22 protein-coding genes are annotated in these 21,111 nt (G+C 58.6%); 16 read left to right on the top strand and 6 right to left on the bottom strand.

All coding sequences use genetic code 11. From position 1 onward, the window contains the following. Positions 1–21 precede the first annotated feature (21 nt). From KVG87_RS25430 to KVG87_RS25405, 6 genes are all read left to right on the top strand, one after another. Entirely contained in the window at positions 22–1,512 is a 1,491-nt protein-coding gene (locus KVG87_RS25430) for a tyrosine-type recombinase/integrase (RefSeq protein WP_225931006.1), read from the top strand. Between the two features lie 165 nt (positions 1,513–1,677). Further along, positions 1,678–2,349: a DUF4145 domain-containing protein gene (locus tag KVG87_RS25965; protein ID WP_225931005.1), complete on the top strand. Its 672-nt coding sequence runs from the start codon at positions 1,678–1,680 to the stop codon at positions 2,347–2,349. Positions 2,350–3,046: 697 nt separating this feature from the next. Further along, a complete protein-coding gene (locus KVG87_RS25420; protein WP_225931004.1) occupies positions 3,047–3,772 on the top strand; it encodes a hypothetical protein in 726 nt (241 codons plus the stop codon). Beyond that, the gene (locus tag KVG87_RS25415) at positions 3,769–4,104 is read left to right on the top strand and encodes a hypothetical protein (RefSeq protein ID WP_217853173.1); all 336 of its coding nucleotides are present in this window, start codon (positions 3,769–3,771) and stop codon (positions 4,102–4,104) included. Before KVG87_RS25420 ends, KVG87_RS25415 begins: the two co-directional genes overlap by 4 nt. Before the next feature lie 262 nt (positions 4,105–4,366). Beyond that, positions 4,367–4,789, top strand: coding sequence for a hypothetical protein (locus KVG87_RS25410; protein WP_217853171.1), 423 nt, complete (start codon positions 4,367–4,369; stop codon positions 4,787–4,789). A 46-nt stretch (positions 4,790–4,835) separates the two neighbouring features. Then, on the top strand, positions 4,836–5,861 hold the full coding sequence (locus KVG87_RS25405) for a hypothetical protein (RefSeq protein ID WP_225931003.1): 1,026 nt from the start codon (positions 4,836–4,838) through the stop codon (positions 5,859–5,861). A gap of 548 nt (positions 5,862–6,409) precedes the next feature. Here the strand turns inward: KVG87_RS25405 and KVG87_RS25400 are convergent. After that, a complete protein-coding gene (locus tag KVG87_RS25400; RefSeq protein WP_110646658.1) occupies positions 6,410–7,390 on the bottom strand; it encodes a LysR family transcriptional regulator in 981 nt (326 codons plus the stop codon). A gap of 149 nt (positions 7,391–7,539) precedes the next feature. Between KVG87_RS25400 and KVG87_RS25395 the strand changes: the two genes are divergently transcribed. Both KVG87_RS25395 and mmsB read left to right on the top strand, forming a co-directional pair. Continuing rightward, on the top strand, positions 7,540–9,066 hold the full coding sequence (locus tag KVG87_RS25395) for a CoA-acylating methylmalonate-semialdehyde dehydrogenase (protein WP_024011486.1): 1,527 nt from the start codon (positions 7,540–7,542) through the stop codon (positions 9,064–9,066). A 9-nt stretch (positions 9,067–9,075) separates the two neighbouring features. Further along, on the top strand, positions 9,076–9,963 hold the full coding sequence (mmsB, locus tag KVG87_RS25390; protein ID WP_217853169.1) for a 3-hydroxyisobutyrate dehydrogenase: 888 nt from the start codon (positions 9,076–9,078) through the stop codon (positions 9,961–9,963). A gap of 200 nt (positions 9,964–10,163) precedes the next feature. On the opposite strand, the gene KVG87_RS25385 is transcribed toward mmsB, so the two are convergent. After that, positions 10,164–10,514 (bottom strand): cupin domain-containing protein, encoded by a 351-nt coding sequence (locus tag KVG87_RS25385; protein ID WP_016770579.1) that lies wholly within the window; start codon positions 10,512–10,514, stop codon positions 10,164–10,166. A 41-nt stretch (positions 10,515–10,555) separates the two neighbouring features. Then, complete coding sequence (locus KVG87_RS25380) at positions 10,556–11,494, bottom strand: LysR family transcriptional regulator (RefSeq protein ID WP_217853167.1); 939 nt, start codon at positions 11,492–11,494, stop codon at positions 10,556–10,558. Between the two features lie 216 nt (positions 11,495–11,710). Between KVG87_RS25380 and KVG87_RS25375 the strand changes: the two genes are divergently transcribed. Beyond that, entirely contained in the window at positions 11,711–12,475 is a 765-nt protein-coding gene (locus tag KVG87_RS25375) for a sulfite exporter TauE/SafE family protein (protein WP_217853164.1), read from the top strand. Here the strand turns inward: KVG87_RS25375 and KVG87_RS25370 are convergent. After that, the gene (locus tag KVG87_RS25370) at positions 12,465–12,779 is read right to left on the bottom strand and encodes a putative quinol monooxygenase (RefSeq protein ID WP_076565630.1); all 315 of its coding nucleotides are present in this window, start codon (positions 12,777–12,779) and stop codon (positions 12,465–12,467) included. The two genes, KVG87_RS25375 and KVG87_RS25370, sit on opposite strands and share 11 nt — an antisense overlap. Before the next feature lie 183 nt (positions 12,780–12,962). Here KVG87_RS25370 and mdaB point away from each other — a divergent pair, with 183 nt between their 5' ends. The 4 genes from mdaB (at position 12,963) to KVG87_RS25350 (ending at position 16,329) form a co-directional block, all read left to right on the top strand. Beyond that, positions 12,963–13,553 (top strand): NADPH:quinone oxidoreductase MdaB, encoded by a 591-nt coding sequence (gene mdaB / locus KVG87_RS25365; protein ID WP_217853162.1) that lies wholly within the window; start codon positions 12,963–12,965, stop codon positions 13,551–13,553. Between the two features lie 108 nt (positions 13,554–13,661). After that, positions 13,662–14,573, top strand: a complete 912-nt coding sequence (locus KVG87_RS25360; protein ID WP_076565635.1) for a LysR family transcriptional regulator — start codon at positions 13,662–13,664, stop codon at positions 14,571–14,573. Between the two features lie 103 nt (positions 14,574–14,676). Then, on the top strand, positions 14,677–15,570 hold the full coding sequence (locus tag KVG87_RS25355) for an NAD-dependent epimerase/dehydratase family protein (RefSeq protein WP_217853160.1): 894 nt from the start codon (positions 14,677–14,679) through the stop codon (positions 15,568–15,570). A 141-nt stretch (positions 15,571–15,711) separates the two neighbouring features. Beyond that, positions 15,712–16,329 carry a Fic/DOC family protein gene (locus tag KVG87_RS25350; RefSeq protein WP_217853157.1) on the top strand — a complete coding sequence of 206 codons (618 nt, stop codon included), beginning with the start codon at positions 15,712–15,714 and terminating at the stop codon, positions 16,327–16,329. A gap of 7 nt (positions 16,330–16,336) precedes the next feature. Here the strand turns inward: KVG87_RS25350 and KVG87_RS25345 are convergent, their stop codons facing one another. After that, the gene (locus KVG87_RS25345) at positions 16,337–16,498 is read right to left on the bottom strand and encodes a hypothetical protein (RefSeq protein WP_016771791.1); all 162 of its coding nucleotides are present in this window, start codon (positions 16,496–16,498) and stop codon (positions 16,337–16,339) included. Between the two features lie 391 nt (positions 16,499–16,889). On the opposite strand from KVG87_RS25345, the gene KVG87_RS25340 reads away from it, so the two are divergent. The 3 genes from KVG87_RS25340 to KVG87_RS25330 are packed head-to-tail and all read left to right on the top strand — an operon-like array spanning position 16,890 to position 20,575. Beyond that, entirely contained in the window at positions 16,890–18,239 is a 1,350-nt protein-coding gene (locus KVG87_RS25340) for a GntP family permease (protein ID WP_217853155.1), read from the top strand. Positions 18,240–18,255: 16 nt separating this feature from the next. After that, positions 18,256–19,116, top strand: coding sequence for a MurR/RpiR family transcriptional regulator (locus KVG87_RS25335; RefSeq protein WP_130928126.1), 861 nt, complete (start codon positions 18,256–18,258; stop codon positions 19,114–19,116). 1 nt (position 19,117) lies between these two features. Then, complete coding sequence (locus KVG87_RS25330) at positions 19,118–20,575, top strand: N-acyl-D-amino-acid deacylase family protein (RefSeq protein ID WP_217853152.1); 1,458 nt, start codon at positions 19,118–19,120, stop codon at positions 20,573–20,575. Positions 20,576–20,654: 79 nt separating this feature from the next. On the opposite strand, the gene KVG87_RS25325 is transcribed toward KVG87_RS25330, so the two are convergent. After that, positions 20,655–21,111, bottom strand: a 457-nt coding sequence (locus tag KVG87_RS25325; protein WP_217853150.1) for a transposase, incomplete at its 5' end; no start/stop codon positions are given.

Below are 21,111 nucleotides of genomic sequence, written 5' to 3'. Positions count from 1 at the left end.
TGATTACGGGGCCCTAACGCCATGATGACCACTTCCAAGCTCTATCCTGTTACAAGTGCTGTCACAAACTCTGCGCTAACTCTCAGGCCGACCACGAGGCTCGCTAAGCCCTATCACTACAGGCGCAACGGCATCTACTATCTACGCCTCAGAGAGACCGGCAGCACCACGCAGGCCACCTCAGTATCCCTCAAGACCACCGATAGAAAGGCCGCTATGGACGCTTCAAGACGACTTGCCGAGACCATCAAGTCTTTCCATCTGGATCACCCTGAGGCCACTTGGAGTGAGCTTCGAGAGCATTTGCTGTGGGTCGCTGAAGGACTCTTGTCGTGTTCCCATGATGTTCACTCGCTGCGTGACTGGGGCGACCTATATGAGGACGTTAGGACGAACCTGACGGAGATTGCCGCAACGATGTCCCTCAACGTCGATCAGCATGAGCATGTGACCAAGGCTAAAGATGTGATGGCTGCTGCTCAGGTTCGACTACAGGGCGACTCAGTGCCACTGGTCAAGATCATTAGGGACCTTGAAGCCGACCCTAAGTCAGCCTTGAAGCACGTGAGTGACGTGTCTCTGTCTACATCTGTAAAGTCTCCCGCAATGACCTTTGAGGCCCTCTCAGTTCTCTACTTGGCAGACCGAGCTCAGGACCAGAAAGCATCGACCCTCAAGGAAACCAAGGTATGCCACGGCACTCTCTCAGCGTCTCTCGGTAGTCTGGATCTGCGCAACCACTCAAGGGAGGACCTTGTGGCTCTGCGTGATCGACTCTCTGAAGGGCGTATGCCCTCAACGGTCAACAAGCTGCTGGTGAAGCTATCGGCTGTCCTGACGTGGGCGAAAGACAATGGTCACTTGGTCAATACTTACGACAAGAAGCTCAAGCTCACCAAGGGCCTTGAGTCCACCCGTAAGGCGTTCTCTCAGGCTCAGGTCAGTACGCTGATGGCCTACGCAAACAGTCTTCCAGAGACCTCATGGAAACGTTGGATGCTTAGCCTCGGGATAATTACAGGTGGTCGACTCAATGAGATATCTCAGTTGTGTATTGGCGACATCCAGACCCTTGATTCAGGTGTCACCGTTATCCATATCAACGAAGTTGGTGAGGGTAAATCCATTAAGAACAAACGCAGCGAACGACTGGTGCCGTTGACCGATGGTGCCTATGGCTTCGACCTTGCGGCATTCTTGCGCTACGTCGAGTCGTGCAAGCTGTCAGGGTCATTAGCGCTGGCCCAGATTGGCTACAAGACAGCCGGGGAGTGGGCGAACCAACAAGCCATTCCGGCAGCGCTTGGAGATTCCTTTACGGCTGGTCTGACTTTCCATTCGTTGCGTCACTCGTTGGCTTCCCTTATGCAGGTCAAAGGCGTCCCTGTAGTCCACGCTCAGGCCGTCATGGGACACGCTTCAGGCACCATTACGTTCGACACGTATGGCTCTGGCGTTCCCGTTGAGGTGATCGCAGAGATGCTCCGTGGATTGCTTGACGGAACCTACTAAGGTCGTTGGGCTGCCTCGGGGTCGTGATGGAGATTTTCGTGCAATTAGGCGCGGGGATTTCCTCGCGTTCGACCTCTAAGCAGTAGGATTTTGAGGCGTTAGCGGCTGCGCTGGAGTAAAGTAAATTCTGGAATGCTCATGTCGGATGATGCTTAGGGATAGAAAATGCATAAATACGTCGCTCCAGCTTTTAGATTGAAAGCCTTCAGTTGTCCGTTTTGTAATGCTTATGCAACATTTGAATGGTCGCAGACTAAAAGCGAAGTTTGGACAAGGGATAGCTATATTACCGCAATAGAAATAGCTAAGTGTCATCACTGTAAGGAAGATACTTATTGGGAAGTGACGGAAAGGAAGAATGAATACGAGCCTACCGCTGCAAGAATGATCATACCGAATCACTCTGTTGCGCCGCTTCCACATGCCGAAATGCCTGAAGGAGTCGCGAAAGACTACATGGAGGCGAGGAGCATTATAAATCACTCTCCGCGAGGTGCTGCTGCGTTGTTGCGGCTTGCAGTGCAAAGGCTTTGTGGTGAGTTGGGTGAGAAGTCAAAAGATATAAATGCTGACATCGCCAGCCTCGTAAAAAAGGGATTGCCGTTACCTATAAAAAATGCGCTGGACGTTGTGCGGGTCATCGGGAACAATGCTGTGCATCCCGGTAAGTTAAGTGATGAAGACATTGCCGAGGTAGCAATTCCGCTATTTGAATTAGTGAATGCCATCGTTGAGGATAGGATTGCACGGCCGAAAGCTCTCAATGAATTGTATCTTCGTCTGCCCGAAGGCGCTCGAAAGGCGATCGATGAGCGCGATGCAGAAAAGCCTTCATAATTCGCAAGGTTTGTCCGTCGCAGGGCGTCCAGTGGCGGCAACTGGCGCCCCATTTAAAAACCCTCACATATAGGGAGACACACCATCTCCCACCGTAACCGCTAAGTCACCCTCAAGGTGATCCAGTGGGCAAGGCTCATCGTGACAGCGTGGTTCACTCCACCAGACACATGAGACCACCAAGTCAGAACCCTTCGGGGTCCTCTGAGGTCCAGTTACGGGGACCATCACAACGATACTGTCTGTCGAGTCTCTAAATGCCTTGATGGACCCTTAATAGGTTTGGGCCTCCTATTACTGAACGTGTGATTACAGGGGCCTTTTAACTTAAAGATCCTCTATGAGGAATATCAGATAGTAATCTTTATATTCTCTCTCTAAGTTAAAAGCCTTTAAGAGCCCTTTAAGTACAAAGGCTCAGGTCTTCTCAGACCATGATTGCAGGCAACAGCACCACAGGGTCTCTCGCTGAGTCTCGTATGTGGTCTCTGCGTTCTCAGGTCCCCAAAAATGGATGCCATTTAAAAACCCTCACATACAACGGACACACCGTCCACCTCAAAGGCCATTCGCATGGTCACTACGTCCACAGAGTCTTTCTGATTGCTCCCTGAGCCACTCGCCAGAACCCGTCATGGGGTCTCTGTGCTGGCCTGTGGATGCGAACTCAGGGAGCAATCAAAAGGAAATCATGAATATGCAAACTTCCGAACTTCTACCAATCATTATCGATGGACACACCTTCACGCCAAACGCCAAAGGCATGTGGAGTCTCAACGAGATTCATCAGGCCTTGAGTCTTCCAGAGTCAAAGCGACCGGGACAATGGGATAACGAGGTTTCGAGTCGCCTGCTGTCTTGTGGAAATTTCCATAAGGTGGATAAGGTCGGTTCCTTCGCTGATGAATTGGGGAGCATTGCCTACGCGATGTGGGTCTCCACTGACTTCTACCTTATGGTCGCCCATGCATTTGTGGCAGTGCGTAACCACGCTGTCAGAGAGCTGCGCCGAAAGGACGCCCTGTTAGATGCCAACATGCCCAAGGCTTCGACCCTCGACATGAAAGCCCGAGGTGCAGGCCTTACGTGGACTGAAGCTTGCCGAGTAGCAGGTATTCAGCACCCTCAGTTGGCTCTTAAGGTTCTCGCTAAGGGTCCCATGTTCAACGAGATACGTGACGAATGGGGGAGTCCTACGGGGACGTTTCGACCGAAGCCTCAAGGCTTCTCCAGTGGTGCCTTTGTGAAGACATCCGGTGACTTCGGTAATAGAGAAGGCTGGAGGGTCAAGCCGCGTGGTCTCGATTGGCTTAGCGCCCATACCGAGGAGATTAACGTAGCGGTGAGGGAGGCCAAGTCAGAGAGTGCGCAGAAGGCCAAGCTTCGTCGCAGCAATGGCTCTAACAAAGTGGTCCAACCATGACCTACCTCGACCTAATCAACAATCTATGTCCGACCCCTGCGTCACGCATGAAGCTCATCACCATCCGCAATCAATGGACCGACAGTTACAAGCGCAAGGCCATATCAATGATCCATCCTTTGGGTGGTCGTGTGGTCGATCAAGCGGCCCTTGAGGTTTCCTTGAAGGAGACGCACGGCGCCTACTTGGTGACCTTCATGCATAGCCTGATCGCCGCTGGTGTCCATTTGGATGCTCTGCTGATGGTGCCTTTGTCCGTGCCGTTGACCCGACAACCAATTACCTACAGCCGAGTCCTGGACTTCTCTTCTGAGTCCGCTCAGGTCGTTTAAGGCCCCCGCATCTGGGGCGGTTGAATCCACCAGTAAGAACCGTAAGACCCTCACCAAAGTGCCCATTAGGACAGTCCGCCATGCTGCCCGAAGGTCCCTTGACGACCCGCAAAAGCTCCACCCCAGTCGTCGAATACATCCCTCAAACCCAGAACATATAGACAAGCCGTGACGGCGCCGGAGTGGCTTACTCCTTGGCCTCTGGTCTTCGTCGCCCATGCGGCACGGCTTGATCTATGTGTCTATTAGGAGACACAACCACATGAAACTGAACATCGTAAACACCCCTGATCGTCTTGAAGTTCAAGGCCAAAACGTATCCCGAGAATATGCCGAAGGCGCAATGCTCGCAGGCTTGTTGGCTATGGCTGGCAAGAACGACAACAAGGTCACTGAGATCGTCCGTCAGTACCGTGATGCTGGGCTGAGTACCGCTGCGTTCCCTGTCGAGACTCGTCGAGCCTTCACGATCTTCGCAAGGGAAGAACAGCAAGAGGCCAAGCGCGCCGCTGAGGCTGCATGGTTCGCTGAACGAGCCAAAGAGCAAGTACCTCCGACTCCACTTGAGGCCGCACGTAAACGCGCCGTCAGGGAGACCCAGAACGAGCGCATTCGCCGTATGGGCGCTGAGGCCCGAGCTGCCCGTGGCGGCGGCGCATGGTCATCTTTCCCCGACTTTGACTGATCCCTTTACGAACCCTTCAAGACAACTTATTCAGGAGTAATTACACATGATGAAACGCGATCAATACGAGGCCCCTAACGCCTATACCGTGTCCCAAACAGAAGGCTCCACCCGTATTCAGTTCACCCGTGCCGACAAGATCAAAGAAGGTATGGCATCGGACACCAGCATTTACGTCGAGGTCTTTTCTCAGGCACTCGATGAGTACTTCAATGAGGGCGACTGGAAGGAGGAAGCAGCTAATGCTATTCCTTGCGAGTTCCGGCCAGCCAAGACGGAGCCGACAGCCCAACAACTGGTCGTAATGCAAAACCGTTCGGTTGCCTTCGACCCTCGTACCAGCATCTACGATGACAAATCAGAATTCACCAACGGTGAGGCTGTAGTGGGTGACGTGATCTTCACGGAGCCTTGCGACAAGGCTGCATTGTTTTCCTTCCGTGCCACTTTCTTGGACGCTCATCTCATTGCTGGCTGGTCCGGTGAAGGCTTGCAGCAGACCGGTAAGAAGCTGCTGGATGACTTTGAGCTGACCTGTGGTGGTGTCGTTGCTGGGATCTTGAAGGACGCTAAGTCTACCGAGACCAAGACCGTGACGGGCGCCTTGAGCGCAACTCCGCGAGAGCGTGCAGAAGACATCATCGACGCCTTGACCATGCATTTGAACCTCGCCGTAGGCCGAGACCTTGAGTCCTTCGTGCTGCTGATGCCTGTGGCCCTGTCGGCTGTGTTGAACCGTGCCGCTCAGCGTGCTGGCCACGATGACCTTGAGGACTATTTGGGAACCCGCACTCAGTTCTACTCAGGTGAAGACCATGGTGTGTTCATGCTGCCGATGGGCTTCGCTTCGCTATCGTTCCGTGAAGGACCAGACGGTGACATCTGGAACGTAACGACCACTCGCAACCCGGCCATTCAAGGTTGGGATCTCGAAGTTACTGGTGTGGCTGACGTAATTGCTCAGGGCAAAGTTCGCTTGAAGCTGGCCAACCCTGCCGACCCAACCGAGAAGTTCCAAACCGAGACGGTTAGCTTTCCGCTAATCACTCGTGTGGTCTTTTCTGCCGAGTAACGCATCACCATTAAGAACCATTGGGTTCCCGTTACGGGGACCTTGTGGGTCTCGTGGGAAGCCTCAAGCCTAAGGTTTAAAGTTTCAACCGCTTGAAATCCGGGTGTTTGAGGCTTCACCACGAAACCTACCGCTACACGCATCACATTAAGAGGAGCCTTTACGATGGTCCATACGAAACCGTGGGCAGTCGTTAAGGCTGTCCTTCTGTCCAAAGCATTCTGGAAGCTTGTTGGCATCCTTGGGGCAACCTTCGGAATTGCTAACGCTGAGACAGTCTTTGAGGTCCTTGGTGAGCTTGTCACTGAGGTCTACGCGGACGCTTGAGGGACCTAAAGGGCTGATGGAAATATGGGGAAAATTTCTTTAACACCACCTCAGTCATGATTCCCATGCAAATACCCCCGTAGGCCCTTGCGCCTGTGTCCAACGCTTGCCTGTGGGGTCCTTAGTCGCGCATACGCACGCCACTGTAAGTCCCCTTTCGACTGTCACAAGTGGTGTCACAACCCCTGTCACAAGTCGTTGCCAAGAGCCTGACGAGGTCGTTAGGATAGGTCTCCCTTGCTCCTTGTAGATTCTCCGTCTGCGAACAGTAGGACACGCGTTTCGCCCAGCAGTAGCGGGCCATTGAGCTCAGTCACCTCTCTTATGTAATCCCATAACAGAGTGATTCTTTTGAGCTTGCGCAGATCCTCCCGGCAGTACATCCAGAACTGCCGGGTGATGTCGATTTCCTCCGGCAACACCGGCAGCAATCGCGGGTCCTGTGCGGCGAGAAAGCACGGCAGGATCGCCAGCGAGCGGCCCTGCTGTGCGGCGACGTATTGCGCGATCACGCTGGTGCTGCGCAAGTTTGCGCTGGCGCCGGGCAGCACATTGGCCAGGTAAAGCAGCTCTGAGCTGAACGCCAGATCATCCACATAACTGATGAATTGATGCTTGCTCAAGTCGGCCGGGCGGCGGATCGGTGGGTGTTTGTCCAGATAGTCCTGGGTTGCGTACAGCTGCAAGCGGTAGTCGCAGAGTTTGCAGCAGACGTACGGCCCGTGCTCCGGCCGCTCGAGGGCGATGACGATGTCGGCCTCGCGCTTGGACAGGCTGATGAAGTGCGGCAGCGGCAGGATGTCCACCGAGATCGCCGGGTAGGCGTCGACGAAATGGCTCAGTTGCGGGGTGATGAAAAAACTGCCGAAGCCTTCGGTGCAGCCCATGCGCACGTGCCCGGAGAGGGCCACGCCCGAGCCCGAAACCTGCTCGCAGGCCATGTGCAGCGTGCTTTCGATCGACTCGGCATAACCGAGCAAGCGCTGGCCTTCGGTAGTCAGGACGAAACCGCTGGTGCGGGACTTTTCGAACAGTAATGTGCCCAGCGCCGCTTCCAGCGAGCTGATCCGTCGCGACACCGTGGTGTAGTCGACAGCCAGGCGTTTGGCGGCGGTGCTGGCCTTGCGGGTGCGGGCGACTTCGAGGAAAAACTTCAGGTCGTCCCAGTTCAGCGAGCCTAGCGAGGTGATGTTTTTTTGCATGATGGTCGGGCTTATATGTGCGTTCTTATTAGAAGTTTGCACATCTATACTCCAAAAACAGTCCGACAACCAATTCGTGACACACGCCTCATCTCAAGGCGAACCTTTCGCCTTGGCTCCTACGATAAAAACAAGTTCTGGAGACCAGCATGAACGCATCGCTTACGCCCAACGACACCACGCTGCAAAAGGTCAAACTGCTGATCGACGGCGAATGGGTCGAGTCGCAGACCACCGAGTGGCACGACATCGTCAACCCGGCCACCCAGCAAGTGCTGGCCAAGGTTCCGTTCGCCACCGCCGCTGAGGTCGATGCCGCTGTCAGCGCCGCCCAGCGTGCCTTCCAGACCTGGAAACTGACCCCGATCGGCGCGCGGATGCGCATCATGCTCAAGCTGCAAGCGCTGATCCGCGAGCACTCCAAGCGCATCGCCGTGGTCCTCAGCGCGGAGCAGGGCAAGACCATTGCTGATGCCGAAGGCGATATTTTCCGTGGCCTGGAAGTGGTCGAGCACGCGTGCTCGATCGGCACCCTGCAAATGGGCGAGTTCGCCGAGAACGTCGCCGGCGGCGTCGACACTTACACCCTGCGCCAGCCGATCGGCGTCTGCGCCGGCATCACGCCGTTCAACTTCCCGGCGATGATTCCGCTGTGGATGTTCCCGATGGCGATCGCGTGCGGCAACACCTTCGTGCTCAAGCCGTCGGAACAGGATCCGCTGTCGACCATGCTGCTGGTGGAACTGGCCATTGAGGCTGGCGTTCCGGCGGGCGTGCTCAACGTGGTTCACGGCGGCAAGGATGTGGTCGATGGTCTGTGCACGCACAAGGACATCAAAGCTGTGTCTTTCGTCGGTTCGACCGCTGTCGGCACCCACGTTTATGACCTGGCCGGCAAACACGGCAAACGCGTGCAGTCGATGATGGGCGCGAAAAACCACGCTGTGGTGCTGCCGGATGCCAATCGCGAACAAGCGCTGAATGCCTTGGTCGGTGCCGGTTTCGGTGCCGCCGGGCAACGCTGCATGGCCACCTCGGTGGTAGTGCTGGTGGGCGCGGCGAAACAATGGCTGCCGGATCTGAAAGCGCTGGCGCAGAAGCTCAAGGTCAACGCCGGCAGCGAGCCGGGCACCGATGTCGGCCCGGTGATTTCGAAAAAAGCCAAGGCGCGGATCCTCGAACTGATCGAAAGCGGCATCAAGGAAGGCGCCAAGCTTGAACTCGATGGTCGTGACATCAGCGTGCCGGGCTACGAGCAAGGCAACTTTGTCGGCCCGACCCTGTTCTCCGGGGTGACCACCGACATGCAGATATACACCCAGGAAATCTTCGGCCCGGTGCTGGTGGTGCTGGAAGTCGACACCCTCGATCAGGCGATCGCGCTGGTCAACGCCAACCCGTTCGGCAACGGCACTGGCCTGTTCACCCAGAGCGGTGCGGCGGCGCGTAAATTCCAGACTGAAATCGACGTCGGTCAGGTCGGCATCAACATCCCGATTCCGGTGCCGGTACCGTTCTTCAGCTTCACCGGCTCGCGCGGTTCGAAACTCGGCGACCTCGGCCCGTACGGCAAGCAAGTGGTGCAGTTCTACACGCAGACCAAAACGGTCACGGCGCGCTGGTTCGATGACGACAGCGTCAACGACGGCGTAAACACCACCATCAACCTGCGCTGAGGAATGGCCATGAAAATCGCATTTATCGGGCTGGGCAACATGGGCGCGCCGATGGCGCGCAACCTGATCAAGGCCGGCCACTCGCTGAATCTGGTCGACCTGAACAAAACCGTGCTGGCGGAACTCGAGCAACTGGGCGGCACCATCCGCGCTTCAGCCCGCGAGGCGGCGGAAGATGCCGAACTGGTGATCACCATGCTCCCGGCCGCGGTGCATGTGCGCAGTGTCTGGCTGGGTGAAGAGGGCGTGCTCGCCGGCATTCGCCAAGGCGTGCCGGCGGTGGATTGCAGCACCATCGATCCGCAGACCGCCCGCGACGTCGCAGCGGCCGCCGCCAACCACGGCGTGGCCATGGCCGATGCGCCAGTCTCCGGCGGCACTGGCGGCGCGACCGCCGGCACCTTGACCTTTATGGTTGGCGCTACCCCAGAACTGTTCGCGACCCTGCAACCGGTGCTGGCGCAGATGGGCCGCAACATCGTGCATTGCGGTGAAGTCGGCACCGGCCAGATCGCCAAGATCTGCAACAACCTGCTGCTGGCAATCTCGATGGTCGGCGTCAGTGAAGCGATGGCGTTGGGCGATGCGCTGGGGATCGACACCGGTGTGCTGGCCGGAATCATCAACAGCTCGACCGGCCGTTGCTGGAGTTCGGAGATGTACAACCCGTGGCCGGGCATCGTCGAAACAGCGCCGGCCTCGCGCGGTTATACCGGTGGTTTCGGCGCGGAGCTGATGCTCAAGGATCTTGGGCTGGCGACGGAAGCGGCGCGGCAGGCGCATCAACCGGTGGTGCTCGGCGCGGTGGCGCAGCAGTTGTATCAGGCGATGAGCCAGCGCGGTGACGGTGGGAAAGACTTCTCGGCGATCATCAACAGCTATCGCAAGCCGCAGTAACGCGATCAGCCCTTTGTGGTGAGTGGATTTATCCCCGTTGGGTTGCGCAGCAGCCACCTGGATTGTGTCAGGTAAACCGAGTGCTCAGGGTTTGCGACTGCTGCGCAGTCGAGCGGGGATAAATCCCCTCGCCACAGGTTTTAGCAACGCCGGGACATTTGCCGGGAAATCACGTCGGGTGATTTCCCGGCTTTTTTGCATCAGGCGAAGACGAAGTATTTGCGCACGGTCTCGACCACTTCCCACGTGCCCTTCATGCCCGGCTCAACCACGAAGATATCGCCGGCGCGCAGGTGGATCGGCGCCATGCCGTCCGGGGTGATCACGCAGTAGCCTTCCTGGAAATGGCAGTACTCCCACTTCACATAATCGACGCGCCACTTGCCTGGCGTGCAGATCCACGTGCCCATGATCTTGCTGCCATCTTCGCTGGTGTAGGCGTTGAGGTTGACGGTGTGCGGGTCGCCTTCGAGTTTTTCCCATTTGCAGGCGTCGAGCACCGGCAGCGGGTGGGTGTCGCGCAGAACGGTGATAGGGGCGGTCGCGGTCATGGGGACTCCGGGCAGGTGGACTTGAGAATTGAAGTCGCACCCTATAGCGCCCGGATGTCGCTCAGTTGTCTGGGGTCGACATCGGAGTGCTCAGAAACGCGTGCAGCAATAAGTGCTTGTAACAGCGCTTGGGCATAACCCGGCAGCGCGGCGAAGTCTCTCGCGCAGAGCATCAACGTGCGACGCGCCCATGGCTCATTCAGAGTCACGCACTTGAACTGCTCGAGCATCGCGCGTTGGACAGCGGCCAACGGCACGATGGCCAGGCCGGCGCCACGGGCGACCATACGCATCGCGCCATCAAAGCCATCGGCGCGAATGCGCACCTGCATCCGCGCGCCGCTGTGCAGCGCCTGTTCTTCCAGATAGATCGCCAATGCGCTGTCGGCGCTGAGTCCGACAAAGTCGTGCTGCAACGCGTCGCTGAAACTGACCTCGGCGACGTCAGACAACGGGTGATCGAGCGGCAGAATCAGCACCAGCGGATCATCACGAAACGCCTGGGTCTGCAGGCCGTTGGTGTCGACCGCGTCGGACACGATGCCCAGATCCGCTGCGCCTTCACGCAAGGCATGGGTAATTCGCGCACTGGGCAGTTCCTGTAGATCGATGTCGAGATTGGGATGGCTGCGCAGGAAATCCGCGAGCACTTCCGGCAGGTACTCGGTGATCGCCGTGGTGTTGCACAACAGCCGCACCTCGCCTTTGACGCCTTGCGCATAATCGGCAAGGTCCTGCTGCATGCGTTCGGCCTGTTGCAAAAGGATACGCGCATGGCGGGCGAGGGCTTTGCCGGCAGGCGTCGGGGTGACGCCACGCCGACCACGCTCGAGGAATTCAGCGCCCAGCGAGGCTTCCATCGCGCGGATTCGGGCGCTGGCGGCGGCGAGGGACAAGTGGCTGCGGGCGGCACCGGCAGTGATGTTGCCGGTGTCTAGGATGTGCAGGTAGAGGCGCAGGTCGGTGAGGTCGAAGTGCATGGGGTTTGCCTGTAGTTTCGCGGTGGTTGGGCTGGCCCTTTCGCGAGCAGGCTCGCTCCCACAGGGACTTATGTACAGCGCAGATCCCGTGTGGGAGCGAGCCTGCTCGCGAAGAGGTCAGATGCCTCAACGCCGATGTCAGCCTCTTGCAAAGGAAGAGGCTACCTCAGTATATGGCAGATTTTCCCCCAGCCCGGATCAGTGCACATTACCCTAATGCACACACTAACCGACTTCTACCAAACCCTCGGCCTGACCCTGTCCCTGCTGGTCATCGCCACCTTCTTGCTCGCCGGCACGGTCAAAGGCGTGATCGGCCTCGGCCTGCCCACTGTCGCCATGGGCCTGCTCGGTCTGGCTATGGCGCCGGCGCAGGCAGCCGCGCTGTTGATCATTCCGGCGACCCTCACCAATTTCTGGCAACTGGCCTTCGGTGGCCACCTGAAAAGCTTGATCAAACGTCTCTGGCCCATGCTGCTGCTGATCTTCCTCGGCACCGGCATCGGCACCCTGTGGATCGGCATGGCCGGCGGCCATTGGGTGGTGCGCGGACTTGGCGCGGCGCTGCTGCTGTACGCATTGAGCGGACTGTTTCTGCCGAGTTTGCACGTCAACCCGCGTCATGAACGCTGGCTCGGCCCGCTGTGTGGCCTGATCACCGGCGTCATCACCTCCGCCACCGGCGTCTTCGTGATTCCGGCGGTGCCGTACCTGCAAGCGCTGGGGCTGAGCCGCGATGAGCTGGTGCAGGCGCTCGGCCTGTCCTTCACCGTCTCGACCCTGGCGCTGGCCGCTGGGCTGCTCTGGCACGGCGCACTCGGCGGTGGCGAATTGAGCGCCTCGCTGCTGGCGCTGATCCCGGCCATGCTTGGCATGTGGCTCGGTCAGTGGTTGCGTCAGCGCATCAGTGCGGTGCTGTTCAAGCGGGTGTTCTTTATCGGACTGGGCGCGCTCGGCGCCCATTTGCTGATCAGCGGCTAGCCGACGATTCGCTGAGCATGTCGATCGGGCGGATATCGAAATCGCGCTCCAGATAGTCCATGCGCCTGGCGAAAAACGCTTTCATGTGCGGCAAAGCCGAGTGCACATCCAAGTGCGCCTGGCTGGCCCAGATCTCGTAGAAGATAAACAGCGTCGGATCTTCCTTGTCGCGCAGCATGTGGTACTCGATGCAGCCCGGTTCGGCGCGGCTTGGTTCGACGTAAGCGCGGAACAGCGCTTCGAATTCGGCGGCTTTTTCCGGGTGGGTCTTGGCGTGCAGGATGAAACCCTGGCGTTCACTCATCACAACTTCCTCAAAAGCAGAAAGCGGCGATGCTACGGCAACAATTGCCGACCGATTCGTGCGTTTTGATCAAATGTATTTTGCGTCGATGTGGCTGTTTCCGCGCGAGATCGATGGTTAATCTGCCGCCATTCCAATTCCTGTTTCACAATCCAGCCTTGAAGGCTGCGCCGAGGTTTTCCGATGAAGAAAGTGCTGTTGCTCAATGGCGGTAAAAAATTCGCCCACTCCGATGGCCGCTATAACACCACCCTGCACGAAACCGCGCTGAGCGTGCTCGATCGCGGCGGTGTCGACGTCAAGACCACCTTCATTGATGAAGGCTACGACGTTGCCGAAGAAGTGGCGAAATTCCTCTGGGCCGACGTGATCATTTATCAGATGCCGGGCTGGTGGATGGGCGCGCCGTGGACGGTGAAAAAGTACCTCGACGAAGTCTTCACCGAAGGCCACGGCAGCCTCTACGCCAGCGACGGTCGCACCCGTTCCGATGCTTCGCAGAAGTACGGCAGTGGCGGTCTGATTCAGGGCAAGCAATACATGCTGTCGCTGACCTGGAACGCGCCGCAGCAAGCCTTCGATGATCCGACGGATTTCTTCGAAGCCAAAGGCGTGGACGCGGTGTACTTCCCGTTCCACAAGGCCAACGAGTTTCTCGGCATGACCGCGCTGCCGACCTTCCTCTGCGTCGACGTGATGAAGCGTCCGAATATCGAGAATGATGTGGTGCGCTATGAGCAGCATCTGACTGAGGTGTTTGGCCTCAAGGTTTGATGGGTTTCGGGCTACTATCCGGGTACAGCAAAAGATCGCGGCCTTCGGCAGCTCCTGCAGGGGGCATGGCGATTGGCTGCGATCTTGGCGATTCCAGCGAGGACACCCGTGAAAGCCAGATCCGATGAGTTGCAGATTTTCGTCTGCGTGATCGAGTGCGGTTCGATTTCCGCCGCCGCCGAGCAGGTCGGCCAGACGCCGTCGGCCGTCAGTCGCACGCTGTCGAAGCTCGAAGCCAAGCTCGACACCACGCTGATCAACCGCACCACGCGACGCATGGACCTGACCGAGGAGGGCAAGTATTTCTTCGAACAGGCCAAGCTGATTCTCGATCAGATGGATCAACTCGAAGAGCGTCTGTCTTCGCGCCAGCAAACTCCGTCCGGACGCCTGCGCATCAACGCCGCCTCGCCGTTCATGCTCCACGCCATCGTCCCCTACATCGACGAATTCCGGCAGCTCTATCCGGACATCCTGCTCGAACTCAACAGCAATGACTTGATCATTGACCTGCTTGAACAAAGCACCGACGTCGCCATCCGCATCGGCACCCTCGCCGATTCGACGCTGCATGCGCGTTCGCTCGGTTGCAGTCCGTTGATGATCGTTGCCAGCCCTGCTTACCTGAAAAAACACGGCGCGCCCCGGCAGGTCGCAGACCTCAGCGAACACACGCTGCTCGGCTTCACCCAGAACGAAGGCCTCAACCAATGGCCGCTGCGCTATGTGCACGGCGACCGCTGGCCGATCAACCCGGCGATCAGCGCTTCCAGCGGCGAGACCGTGCGCCATCTCGCGCTGGAAGGGCAGGGCATCGCCTGCCTGTCGCACTTCATGACCATCGACGACATCCGTGCCGGGCGCCTGAAAGTCCTGCTCGGCGAATTCAACAGCGGCTACCGCCAGCCGATCAACGCCGTGTACTACCGCAACTCGCAACTGGCGTTGCGCATCCAGTGCTTCCTCGACTTTATCCAGAGCAAACTCGCCGCCTACGCCAGCGCCGAATTCAAAGGCTGATTCGTGATCCCTGCGCAAGAGTGAATTGGCCGAGGGCGGGTTTTTCGCCTGAGTTCATCGGCCGATACTCGCCGCATCACTGATTCACGCAGGGAGTTACTCCATGAACGTATTCGTTACCGGCGCGGCCGGTTTTATCGGCGGTTCCATCGCCACCGGCCTGGTGCAGGCCGGGCAGAACGTCACCGGCCTGGTGCGCAGCGCCGAGCAGGCTGATGAGCTGAAAGCACTGGGCATGAACGCGGTAATCGGCACCCTCGATGACAGCCAATTGCTGGCGCAACAGGCCCGCGCTGCCGATGCCGTCATCAACGCTGCCAGCAGCGACCATCGCGGTGCGGTGGAAGCGTTACTTGACGCTTTGCGTGGCTCGAACAAAGTCTTTCTGCACACCAGCGGTTCGAGCATTGTCGGCGACGCTTCCGGCGGCAAATCCAGCGACGACATTTACTACGAGGACAACCTACCGGAGCCGACTGTCGACAAGGCCGATCGCGTAGCCATCGACAATCTGGTGCTCGCGGCGGCGCAGGATGGCGTGAACTCGGCGGTGATCTGCAACACCCTCATCTACGGCCACAGCCTGGGCGTCAACCGCGACAGCGTGCAACTGCCGCGACTGCTGAAACAGGCGCGCAAAAGCGGCGTCGTTCGCCACGTCGGAACAGGGCAGAACATCTGGTCCAACGTGCACATCGAAGACGTCGTCGCCCTGTATCAGCTGGCGCTGAACAAAAACGTGCCCGGCACTTTCTACTTCGTCGAGAGCGGTGAAGCCTCGTTCATCGACATGACCACCGCCATGGCCGAAGCCCTCAATCTGGGCGAACCGCAAGACTGGCCATTGCAAGACGCCGAAGCCGAATGGGGCTACGAAATGGCCAACTACGGCCTCGGTTCCAACAGCCGCGTACGCGGCAAACACGCCCGGGAACTGCTGGGCTGGACACCGAAGCGCACGTCGGTGGTGGAATGGATTCGTAACGAAATGGTGTGATGGGTCATTGAGCCCCGTCGGGCTTTGCTATCGATCAAATGAACGGCCGTCTTTGGGTGGCCGTTTGTATTTCTACCTTTGCGCTCGCATGTCACCCGGCTTAAGGTGCCTTGAATCATCAACAGGTCGGCAGGTTCGGGAATGGTTGATCGTTACGAGGCAGAGGGGGCACAGGGCAGTTTTCAGGCCGGCTCGGATGAGCAGGTACTGAGCAACAAGCTGGGAATCAGTGATCCTGAAGAGATGGATGATGCCGAGCTGACTCTGCTGGAAAAACTTTACCAGCAGGTTCTGATCGAGCGTTTACCGGCACGGTCAATTACTGTTCAGGACTTGAGGGATTGGTATCGGTACTGGCTGGGCAATATCTATCCTTGGGCGGGTGAAATACGGGCGGTCAACCTTGGCAAAGACGGTTTTTTCTTTGCTGCGGCCCCACAGATTCCGCGCTTGTTAGAGGGGTTTGAGAAGGAATGCCTTGCTGAATTCACCCCGTGCAAACCTGATCTTGATGAGAACCTCATTCACGCCATCGCCGTAACGCATGTGGAGTTCATTTTGATTCATCCATTCCGGGAGGGTAATGGACGGTTGTCCAGATTACTTGCAGACGTGATGGCGGTGCAGGCGGGCTATGTTCCGCTGGATTACAGCAGTTGGGAGCGAAACAAAGAGGCTTACTTTGCTGCGATAAATCAAGGCCTCAACTGCAACTACCAGCCAATGGAATATTGGGTCCGGCGAGCACTGTGGGCTTGAGAGGAGCCTACCTGGCCAATGCGAGGTGTTGGAATTTGCCGGATTTGGCCTTGAGCTTGCGTTCGATCATATCGACACTTTGGCCGGTCTCGATCGCTGTGGAGCTGGCGATTGAGCGGATCAGGGCGTCCTGGGTCAATTTTTTTCGGTTGCGACGTACGATGGCCATGGCGTGATCCCGGGTAATTACCTTGAGCGAGTATAGCGCTCGTTCGAAGCGTCGACATACTCGGTTCAAGAGGTCGACAGCGTTCTGCCTGGAAGGGTGCGATCAAAACTGTGGGAGCGAGCCTGCTCGCGAAAGCGGTGGGTCAGTCAATGAAGATGGTGAATGTGAAGCGGTCTTCGCGAGCAGGCTCGCTCCCACAGAGTTGCGTGGTGATCTGGAAAGCCATGAAAATCCCGCCCTCCGATTTTCATTAATCACGACACCCCATACCCATCAGCGACACCTCTTGTCTCTCCACGAAAATTACTTTCATGCGGTTTGAAATCTCTATCTCGAAATGATTTATGAGTTTCACAACCCATTCGAACGTGACCCTTTCGAGGAGTACCGCATGACGCCTTCCTTCGGCTATTGGCTGCTGGTCTACGCCGCCGTGGCCATCATTGCGCTGATCGTGTTGATCGCCCGTTACCGGCTCAATCCTTTCATTGTCATCACCCTGATCTCCCTGGGCCTGGCGCTGGTGGCCGGGATGCCGCCGTCGGCGGTGGTCGGTGCGTATGAGGCCGGCGTCGGCAAGACGCTGGGGCATATTGCGCTGGTGGTGGCGTTGGGAACGATGCTCGGCAAGATGATGGCCGAGTCCGGCGGCGCCGAGCAGATGGCGCGCACGCTGATCGAGAAATTCGGTGAGAAGAACGCGCACTGGGCGATGGTCTGCATCGCGTTTCTGGTCGGCTTGCCGCTGTTCTTTGAAGTCGGTTTCGTCTTGCTGGTGCCAATCGCTTTCACCGTGGCACGCCGCGTCGGCGTGTCGATTCTGATGGTCGGGCTGCCGATGGTGGCCGGCCTCTCGGTGGTGCATGCGCTGGTGCCGCCGCACCCGGCCGCGATGCTCGCGGTGCAGGCCTATCAGGCGTCGGTCGGGCAGACCTTGTTGTACGCGATCGCGATCGGCATTCCGACCGCAATCATCGCCGGCCCGCTGTACGCGAAATTCATCGTGCCGCGCATTCAATTGCCGACGGACAATCCGCTGGAAAAGCAATTTCTCGACCGCGAACCGCGCGACAAACTGCCGGGTTTCGGCATTACCATGGCGACCATTCTGCTGCCGGTGGTGCTGATGCTGATCGGCGGCTGGGCTAACCTGATTTCCACCCCCGGCAGCGCGTTCAACCAGTTCCTGCTGTTCATCGGCAATTCGGTGATCGCGCTGTTGCTGGCGACTTTGCTGAGCTTCTGGACGCTGGGCATTGCTCAGGGTTTCAACCGCGAATCGATCCTCAAGTTCACCAACGAATGCCTCGCGCCCACCGCCAGCATCACCTTGCTGGTCGGCGCGGGTGGCGGCTTGAACCGGATTCTGGTGGATGCCGGCGTCACCGATCAGATCGTCGGCCTCGCTCACGAATTTCACCTGTCGCCGCTGATCATGGGCTGGTTGTTCGCTGCGCTGATGCGCGTTGCCACTGGCTCGGCCACCGTGGCGATGACCACCGCATCAGGCGTTGTCGCGCCGGTGGCCATCGGTCTGGGTTATCCACACCCTGAGCTTTTGGTGCTGGCGACCGGCGCGGGCTCGGTTATCTTTTCCCACGTCAACGACGGCGGCTTCTGGTTGATCAAGGAATACTTCAACATGACGGTCGCGCAGACGTTCAAGACCTGGACCGTGCTCGAGACGCTGATTTCGCTGGTCGCTTTCGCGCTGACCGTCGGCCTTTCCTACCTGCTGTAACCGGAGCCCGCCGCCCATGGACATCCTCTACCAGATCCGCGCCCGCCAGGATTCCTTCAGCGCCGGCGAGGGGCGCATTGCGCGGTTGATGCTCGACGATGTCGGGTTTGCCGCCAGCGCCAGCCTCGAAGACCTCGCACAACGCGCCGAGGTCAGCACCGCCACGCTGTCGCGCTTTGCCCGCACGGTCGGCTGTCGTGACCTGCGTGATCTGCGCCTGCAACTGGCCCAGGCCAGCGGCGTTGGCAGCCGTTTTCTCGACCCGGCGGGCACGCCTGAGCAGTCGGCGTTTTACGGGCAGATCGTTGGCGACATCGAAACCACGCTGCGCCAGCATCTGGCCGGTTTCGACGAATCGCGCTTCGCCGACGCAGTGAAATTACTCGGTCAGGCGCGGATGATTCACGCGTTCGGCATGGGCGGTTGCTCGACCCTGTGCAGCGATGAATTGCAGGTGCGCCTGGTGCGCCTCGGTTACTCGATTGCGGTGTGTCATGACGCGGTGATGATGCGCGTCACCGCCGCCAGTCTGAACGCCGAGCAAGTGCTGATCGCCTGCTCGCTGACCGGCATCACCCCGGAGCTTTTGGAAACCGTGGAGCTGGCGCGCAATTACGGCGCGCGCATCCTCGCCATCACTCGCGGCGATTCACCGCTGGCCGAACTGGCCGACGTCGTCCTGCCGCTGCAAGGCGCGGAAACCTCGTTCATCTACAAACCGACGGCGGCGCGCTACGGCATGCTGCTGGCCATCGACGTGCTCGCCACCGAGCTGGCGCTGGCCAGCCCTGAAGACAATCAAGAACGTCTGCGGCGAATCAAACTCGCCCTCGACGAATACCGCGGCGGCGACGATCACCTGCCGCTGGGAGACTGACATGCAGTACGACACCCTGATCCGCAACGCGCTGGTCATCGACGGCAGCAACACGCCCGGCTATAAGGCCGACGTGGCAATTCTCAATGGCCGCATCGAGCGCATCGGCGATTTGCCTCACGCCCGCGCCAGCGAAGAAATCGACGCCGCCGGCCGGGCGCTGGCGCCGGGTTTCATCGACGTGCACACCCATGACGACACCGTGGTCATCCGCCAACCCGAGATGCTGCCCAAGCTCAGCCAGGGCGTGGCCACGGTGATTGTCGGCAACTGCGGCATCAGCGCTTCGCCGGTCACTTTGAAGGGCAATCCGCCGGACCCGATGAACCTGCTCGGCAGCGCAGCGGCGTTCGTTTACCCGCGTTTCAGCGACTACCGCGCCGCCGTCGAAGCGGCCAACCCCACGCTGAATGTCGCCGCGCTGGTTGGCCACACGGCGCTGCGCAGCAATCACCTCGACGACTTGTTCCGCACCGCGACCCCCGACGAAATCACCGCCATGCGCGAGCAGTTGCGCGACAGTCTCAAGGCTGGCGCATTGGGTTTATCCACAGGCCTGGCCTACGCCAGCGCCTTCAACGCCTCGACCGATGAAGTCATGCAACTGACCGAAGAACTGACGGCGTTCGGCGCGGTGTACACCACCCATCTGCGCAGCGAATTCGCCCCGGTCTTGGAGGCGATGGACGAAGCATTTCAGATCGGCCGACACGCGCAATCGCCGGTGATCATTTCCCACCTCAAATGCGCTGGCGTCGGTAACTGGGGACGCAGTCCGCAATTGCTCGCAGCGCTGGAAGAGGCAGCGAAAACCCATCCGGTCGGCTGCGATTGCTACCCGTACGCGGCGAGTTCCTCGACCCTGGATTTGAAGCAGGTCACCGACGCCCACCGCATCACTATTACCTGGTCGACGCCGCACCCGGAAGTCAGCGGGCGCGACCTGGTCGACATTGCTGGCGAATGGAAACTGTCGCTGGAAGAAGCCGCGAAACGTCTGCAACCGGCGGGCGCGGTGTACTACGGCATGGACGAGGCCGATGTCAGAAGAATCCTCGCCCATCCGCTTTCGATGGTCGGTTCTGACGGACTGCCCGAAGACCCGTTCCCGCATCCGCGCCTGTGGGGCGCTTTCCCACGGGTGCTGGGCCATTTCAGTCGCGACATCGGGTTGTTTCCGCTGCACACCGCCGTGCACAAGATGACCGGCCTGTCGGCGGCGCGTTTTGGCTTGCAGGAAAGGGGCGAGATTCGTGAAGGACATTGGGCGGATCTGGTGTTGTTCGATCCGGCGACCGTGCGTGACGTGGCCGATTTCAACGATCCGCAACGGGCGGCGCAGGGGATCGACGGGGTTTGGATCAACGGCGTGTTGAGCTATCGCGACGGGCAGGCAAATGGGGCGAGGGCAGGGCGGTTTCTGGCACGTGAAGGTGATTTGCGCGAAGGGTTTCGTTGATTCGAATGACGCCAAAAGATCGCAGCCTTCGGCAGCTCCTACAGGAGATCGCATTCCATTGTAGATACTCTGTTCACGGTCAAGCTTTTTGGGTGTGTTTATCGCTAAAAAGCTTGGCTGTACTGAAGTCTTCGCCTGCCCGCATGCAGGCCCATAATCCGGTCAGGTATTTGCGCATGACTGCGACAATAGCCTGCATCTTCCTCTTTCCTCGAGCCACCAAGGCTTCGTAAAACGCTTTAACGTTCGGGTCGCAACGTATGGCGGTCAGCGCAGGCATGTACATCGCTGAGCGCAAATAGGCATTGCCGCCCTTACTTATCCGGCCGGGTTTATCAATACTGGTGCCTGATTGCGTGAGTCGGACATCGAGTCCGGCATGGCGGCTGACCTGCGCTGACTTGAGCGTCACCGGTAAGGTCGTCAGTTCAGCCAGCGCCGCAAATACTGAGATCTCACCCATGCCAGGGGCGGCGATCATGTGGGCGAACTGGACGCTCAACGTTGGGCAGTTGTCGATCAATGCCCGACCAGCG

This window comes from Pseudomonas siliginis, assembly GCF_019145195.1.
Lineage (GTDB): Bacteria > Pseudomonadota > Gammaproteobacteria > Pseudomonadales > Pseudomonadaceae > Aquipseudomonas > Aquipseudomonas siliginis.
This window is presented reverse-complemented; position numbering and strand designations above follow the sequence as displayed.

What these genes read in the sequence shown, in the direction of transcription:
- KVG87_RS25430 (WP_225931006.1), top strand. Translation starts at nt 22, where the DNA reads ATGATGACCACTTCCAAGCTCTATCCTGTTACAAGTGCTGTCACAAAC.
- mdaB (WP_217853162.1), top strand. Translation starts at nt 12,963, where the DNA reads ATGAAGAAAGTGCTGTTGCTCAATGGCGGTAAAAAATTCGCCCACTCC.
- KVG87_RS25335 (WP_130928126.1), top strand. Translation starts at nt 18,256, where the DNA reads ATGGACATCCTCTACCAGATCCGCGCCCGCCAGGATTCCTTCAGCGCC.
- KVG87_RS25375 (WP_217853164.1), top strand. Translation starts at nt 11,711, where the DNA reads ATGCACACACTAACCGACTTCTACCAAACCCTCGGCCTGACCCTGTCC.
- KVG87_RS25370 (WP_076565630.1), bottom strand. Translation starts at nt 12,779, where the DNA reads ATGAGTGAACGCCAGGGTTTCATCCTGCACGCCAAGACCCACCCGGAA.
- KVG87_RS25385 (WP_016770579.1), bottom strand. Translation starts at nt 10,514, where the DNA reads ATGACCGCGACCGCCCCTATCACCGTTCTGCGCGACACCCACCCGCTG.
- KVG87_RS25420 (WP_225931004.1), top strand. Translation starts at nt 3,047, where the DNA reads ATGCAAACTTCCGAACTTCTACCAATCATTATCGATGGACACACCTTC.
- KVG87_RS25405 (WP_225931003.1), top strand. Translation starts at nt 4,836, where the DNA reads ATGATGAAACGCGATCAATACGAGGCCCCTAACGCCTATACCGTGTCC.
- KVG87_RS25355 (WP_217853160.1), top strand. Translation starts at nt 14,677, where the DNA reads ATGAACGTATTCGTTACCGGCGCGGCCGGTTTTATCGGCGGTTCCATC.
- KVG87_RS25410 (WP_217853171.1), top strand. Translation starts at nt 4,367, where the DNA reads ATGAAACTGAACATCGTAAACACCCCTGATCGTCTTGAAGTTCAAGGC.
- KVG87_RS25400 (WP_110646658.1), bottom strand. Translation starts at nt 7,390, where the DNA reads ATGCAAAAAAACATCACCTCGCTAGGCTCGCTGAACTGGGACGACCTG.
- KVG87_RS25415 (WP_217853173.1), top strand. Translation starts at nt 3,769, where the DNA reads ATGACCTACCTCGACCTAATCAACAATCTATGTCCGACCCCTGCGTCA.
- mmsB (WP_217853169.1), top strand. Translation starts at nt 9,076, where the DNA reads ATGAAAATCGCATTTATCGGGCTGGGCAACATGGGCGCGCCGATGGCG.
- KVG87_RS25965 (WP_225931005.1), top strand. Translation starts at nt 1,678, where the DNA reads ATGCATAAATACGTCGCTCCAGCTTTTAGATTGAAAGCCTTCAGTTGT.
- KVG87_RS25380 (WP_217853167.1), bottom strand. Translation starts at nt 11,494, where the DNA reads ATGCACTTCGACCTCACCGACCTGCGCCTCTACCTGCACATCCTAGAC.
- KVG87_RS25340 (WP_217853155.1), top strand. Translation starts at nt 16,890, where the DNA reads ATGACGCCTTCCTTCGGCTATTGGCTGCTGGTCTACGCCGCCGTGGCC.
- KVG87_RS25350 (WP_217853157.1), top strand. Translation starts at nt 15,712, where the DNA reads ATGGTTGATCGTTACGAGGCAGAGGGGGCACAGGGCAGTTTTCAGGCC.
- KVG87_RS25330 (WP_217853152.1), top strand. Translation starts at nt 19,118, where the DNA reads ATGCAGTACGACACCCTGATCCGCAACGCGCTGGTCATCGACGGCAGC.
- KVG87_RS25345 (WP_016771791.1), bottom strand. Translation starts at nt 16,498, where the DNA reads ATGGCCATCGTACGTCGCAACCGAAAAAAATTGACCCAGGACGCCCTG.
- KVG87_RS25395 (WP_024011486.1), top strand. Translation starts at nt 7,540, where the DNA reads ATGAACGCATCGCTTACGCCCAACGACACCACGCTGCAAAAGGTCAAA.